The sequence below is a fragment of the Klebsiella sp. JB_Kp042 genome (genome assembly GCF_040065275.1).
GTDB classification, from domain to species: Bacteria; Pseudomonadota; Gammaproteobacteria; order Enterobacterales; family Enterobacteriaceae; genus Klebsiella; species Klebsiella quasipneumoniae.
In genome coordinates, this window is the sequence record NZ_JBEAJL010000053.1 from 1 (window position 1) to 4,718 (window position 4,718).

5 protein-coding genes are annotated in these 4,718 nt (G+C 41.9%); all 5 read right to left on the reverse strand.

What is annotated here, in order from left to right; all coding sequences use genetic code 11:
- Positions 1 to 478: 478 nt before the first annotated feature.
- Positions 479 to 1,495: a RelA/SpoT domain-containing protein gene (locus ABLV54_RS12820; RefSeq protein WP_114268923.1), complete on the reverse strand. Its 1,017-nt coding sequence runs from the start codon at positions 1,493 to 1,495 to the stop codon at positions 479 to 481.
- Between the two features lie 98 nt (positions 1,496 to 1,593).
- Positions 1,594 to 1,959 carry a hypothetical protein gene (locus tag ABLV54_RS12825; protein ID WP_114268924.1) on the reverse strand — a complete coding sequence of 122 codons (366 nt, stop codon included), beginning with the start codon at positions 1,957 to 1,959 and terminating at the stop codon, positions 1,594 to 1,596.
- A 65-nt stretch (positions 1,960 to 2,024) separates the two neighbouring features.
- Positions 2,025 to 2,318 (reverse strand): ADP-ribosyl-(dinitrogen reductase) hydrolase, encoded by a 294-nt coding sequence (locus ABLV54_RS12830; protein WP_114268925.1) that lies wholly within the window; start codon positions 2,316 to 2,318, stop codon positions 2,025 to 2,027.
- 1,435 nt (positions 2,319 to 3,753) lie between these two features.
- Positions 3,754 to 4,176, reverse strand: a complete 423-nt coding sequence (locus ABLV54_RS12835; protein ID WP_114268921.1) for a helix-turn-helix domain-containing protein — start codon at positions 4,174 to 4,176, stop codon at positions 3,754 to 3,756.
- Positions 4,157 to 4,366: a Rop family plasmid primer RNA-binding protein gene (locus tag ABLV54_RS12840; protein ID WP_114268922.1), complete on the reverse strand. Its 210-nt coding sequence runs from the start codon at positions 4,364 to 4,366 to the stop codon at positions 4,157 to 4,159. Before ABLV54_RS12840 ends, ABLV54_RS12835 begins: the two co-directional genes overlap by 20 nt.
- Between the last annotated feature and the right edge of the window lie 352 nt (positions 4,367 to 4,718).

A 4,718-nucleotide genomic window follows, 5' to 3' on the forward strand; every position in this document is an offset into this window, starting at 1 on the left:
GCTCTCCTGTTCCTGCCTTTCGGTTTACCGGTGTCATTCCGCTGTTATGGCCGCGGTTCTCTCATTCCACGCCTGACACTCAGTTCCGGGAAGGCAGTTCGCTCCAAGCTGGACTGTATGCACGAACCCCCCGTTCAGTCCGACTACTACGCTAATTCGGTAACTATCAACTTGAGTCCAACCCGAATAAGCATGCCAAAGCACCGCTGGTAGTAGCCACTGGTAACTGATTTAGAGGAGTTAGTCTTGAAGTTAGACGCCAGTTAAGGCTAAACTGAAAGAACAAGTTTTGGTGACTGCGCTCCTCATAGGCCAGTTACCTCGGTTCAGAAACTTGCCGGTTTCTGATCCTTCGAAAAACCACCTTGCCGGGTGGTTTTTTCGTTTACAGAGCAAGAGATTACGACGTAAAGTCAATGATCTCAAGAGGATCTTCACTGGAATCGGTGATTTAGTATCTAAACCATTCACAAAAACATTAAAAAACAAACCTACTAAGGTTATTCAAAAACGTTTTAGTATCTAAGAAATATGCTGGATATGCACTTTTCAACTCACTAATCGAGCTTACCGATACCATAGCCACCTCACATCCTTTATTTTCAGCACAGTATTTTTCAGACTCAACGTAAACAGAAGCTGCTTGTGCGTGATTGTTATTCTCAAAGTTTTTTATATTTATATTTCGCTTAACAGTATCAACAACAATAATACACAAACCTTTATTGTATTTTTCACTACCTTCAATATGACTAACAACCGCATTATAAGCAGTTAGTATATTAAATACATTTAATTCTTCAGATAGATATCTCAACTCTTCTGATATTGCGATATAACTACCGGATGATTCTTTATTTTCAATTTTATAAAAAAGTTCAGAAACAAGCTCAAAAAACCTGAGCCACTTAATATCACCAAACCCAGATTTTAAAGATTCCTTTCTAAACAACCCCACCATCTCAACAGCAGTAGCCCAGCTATGTTGTATAGCTGTTCTTATTTGCATTTCTATTCTCAAACTATTTAATGATGGGTATTTTTTGTTTTGGAATGAATAAACCATATGAAAACTTCTATAACCAGAGTCTTTCACATTCCTCATATAATCATCAGTTCTAACTAATTCATGTGAAAACCTAGCTGATTTTATCTTATCGACCAAGGCATAAACTTGGTCAATATTATCAAGAATAGCTCTACAACCACCAAGATCCTGCATCTTGTTTAGCTTCATTTCAGGAAACCTAGCAAGCTTAGTAACAATAGAGGGAAGCCTCTTTATCCTGGATGATAAGAGGGCATTTTTATTTAGCGATACTGCATCCCTTTCAAGGTAGAATCTTATTCTACTCAAAGGATATAAATGGAGCATTCTCCATTCATGAAGAATTTGTACATCCTCTTCTTTATATCTCTCACTTAAACCGTGCTGAGTAACCAACCTATCCCCAGCCCTTCCAATTTCCTTCTTAGAAACCGATAGAACGTACATGGAAATAAATCCTTTGAGTAAAAATAAAAAATAGTAATGATTTGTATACTTTTAAAAATCTCGCCCCCTGCCCGGGGCGAGATCTAAAAGCAACTAAATTATGCTTCTTTTCTTATATCAGATAAGAATTCAGATACAGGAACTGTATCATCCTGCTTATCTTCCAACTCATTAATCCTAGTCAATCTTTCATTTAAATATTTCTTTTGCTCAGCCAATGCGAATCTATTTAGAAGATCCCTTACCATCGGTTGATATCCAATCTCATATCTGGACGCTATATCCTTTAAATCTTTTATAAGAGACTTAGGTAAACGAATAGAAATAGCTTGAAGACTAAACTGTTCGTCTACTTCCGCAGAGAAACTATCAGGAACAACCTCAGCATGTTCCATAGACGCACCTAATTCACGAGCATCCCATTCATCTGCGTTTGACAAAACTTCAACGAAATCAGTTTTCATATAAATTCCTCTTTACCTTCTTATTAAGTGCAGACTGTTACCTCTGCACTTATTTTTACCAAAGATTACTTGTAAGCTTTTCTTTGATAAATGTCTTTTTCAACTTCATTCGGCTCAAATGCCGACTTTAGTGTTGGACCATCTTCATTACCAACACCTTTAGGAACGAAGCAAATTTTCAGCAATCGTCCCTTGTTAGTTTCCGCAATAAACCAAAGTGTTTGCGGATTAGTTTGATGGTTTTCTCTCGTATCAACAAGATACCCTCCATCGCGGTTAATGAAGCATTCATCCACCTCTTTGGGGGAAACTCCATGCTTTTCCTGAATCTTAGTCAGGATTGTATTTGCTATCTGCATAATTGTGGGCAGCCTCCATTGCAGTAAAGCACAAAACAGCATTGTATATACAAAACAAACAAGATGAAAGCATAAATAAACGCTTAAAAATCAATAACTTTAAAAAACAAGCATTTTTTTGTATATACAAAATCAACCAAAACGGACATGATAAATCGTACTTTTCCTACCCGCCTTTGATTGCCAAATGAAAATGGAGAAAAAATGTCTATATGCCAGCGTGAACACCGATATGATCCCTTCTTTTCAAGGCTTCCTTTAGATCAAGGTGATTTTGGTAGGCACAAGTGTGCCGGATGCGCCTATGAGAGAGGGTATCAAGCCGGTTTGAATCGAGTTTCCATATTGAATATCGAAGAGCAGGTAAACTTGATAGCTCACAGCCAAGCCGGTTCAGTAAGACATAAAAGTCCAATTGTTGCTTTCGCACAAGGCTACGCTGATGGTTTGTTCCAATACTATGCTTCGTGCCCATAGCAAAGATCTATGTTGACTAAAAGAGCCCGCTTTCGCGGGCTCTTTTATATATCAGGTCTAGCTGTCTTATCCGAATAGAATGGCCAGCTTTCCATAGACGCCAAGCTTTTATCTTCGCTGTTCTCCACAATGAATGAGCTACTACGGTGACTAATATAGTCATCAGTAGGTTCTACTTTTCACTTTTTAACGCTTGTAAATAGCCTTCATGCTCAGTCAGTGATTTACCATAACGTCGCATTACGCGCACCGCTCAAACGCTCCAGAAACGATTCTGGGGCGTAACCCATTAAATCCTACATCTTACCCCCTGAAAACGCCTCAAAATCGCGCTGATGGGTTTTACGGGTATGAATTGTTATGCACCAGACTGGCTGGAAGCAGATTTCATCCTGAATTCACGCCAGACAACTCAAAACCCGCACCAAACCCGACTGAAAACGGTGAACGGGGACGCAATTTATTGCGTGGCCGTGAAGCGTTGCCGGCGCAGCCGGAAAACCAGTTTTCAGCACGTTCAGGAATCGGGTTCGTCGAGGCCAGCAATCACATTATGGCAAGTCGCCGGACGACTCACCACACGATTCACCGGCGACTCTTCACTAGAGTCGTACCTAGAGTCGCGGCGACTAAAAAACAACCAAACGGGGAGTCGGGTCTAGAGTCGGGTCGTTATTAACTCATTGTTTTTATAGTCCTGAGTCGTTACCGACTCTATGACGACTCGCCGGGGACTCTATGACGAGTCGTCATAGAGTCGGATCTATGTAAATAAAATTTAAAAAACGAAACTTCACGAACGTACCACACTGATATTAAATACAAATCTGCAAAATTTTAATTTTGCGTGGGGTGTGGGTATTTTTAGTAGTGAGGAGCGTTCAGAGATCTGGCGATTTTTGGGAAGGTTCAGGACCCCCCCGGGATGGCCGGAGAGGAAAACTCAAGCATGGCAGGATCAGGATTTTTTCCAGAATTTCCACCACGGAGAATGAACTTGTGGAGAGGGTTCGTGCTTGTGTTCCAGAAGCTGCATAGCCTGGCGAAGAGAATCGATATGTTCATCACGAGCTTTAACAGCACCTTTAAGACCATCGTTTTCAGCTTCAAGCAAAGCAATTTTATGCTGTAAATCATGTAAACCAAGAATGTTAACCGCTGTAGCGCCAGCGTCACCTTTTACATCATGTTTTACAGTGTCCTCCCCACCATACAGCGAGCCAAAAATCCTAATAAGCTCTGATGTATCAATAACCTTAGTATTTTTCCCATGTTTTACAACAGAGGTGTAACTTAGTTTCCCACTGTTAATCATCTTGTAAATTGTGGGGCGACTAACCTTAACAAGCCGGGCCGCTTCACTAATAGACACTCTGGCCATCAGTTCCATCCTGTAATTCATCCAGTCTCAAGGACAGTGTACGGAAAAGATGCTCCGCATCATCGTGGAGTTTCTCACAAAGGTCGGCCTCAGCATCAAGATCAAGCTCATTAAGCTTCTCCAGCAGGATCAGAGACTGATTCTGGATGAATTTAGCCATGTTCAGCGCTGTTTTCTGTTGTTTCGTCATAAGAAGCCTCAGAGCGTCAGTGCTCAGTGTAGGGATGTTCTCTTTTCCGCTTCCTCGCTCACTCAGTCGCTATGCTCCTGCCGTTCGGCTGCGGCGAGCGGTAGCAAGTCACGTATAAGGGCACAAGACGACAGCACAGAAAGCAAGAGGGTACAAGGATAAGGCCCGGCGTTGCCGTTTTTCCATAGGCTCCGCCCCCCTGACAAGCATCACAGAAAAGACGCTCTAATCAGTGGTGGCGAAACCCGACAGGACTATAAAGATACCAGGCGTTTCCCCCTGGTGGCTCCCTCGTGCGCTCTCCTGTTCCTGCCTTTCGGTTTACCGGTGTCATTCCGCTGTTATGGCCGCG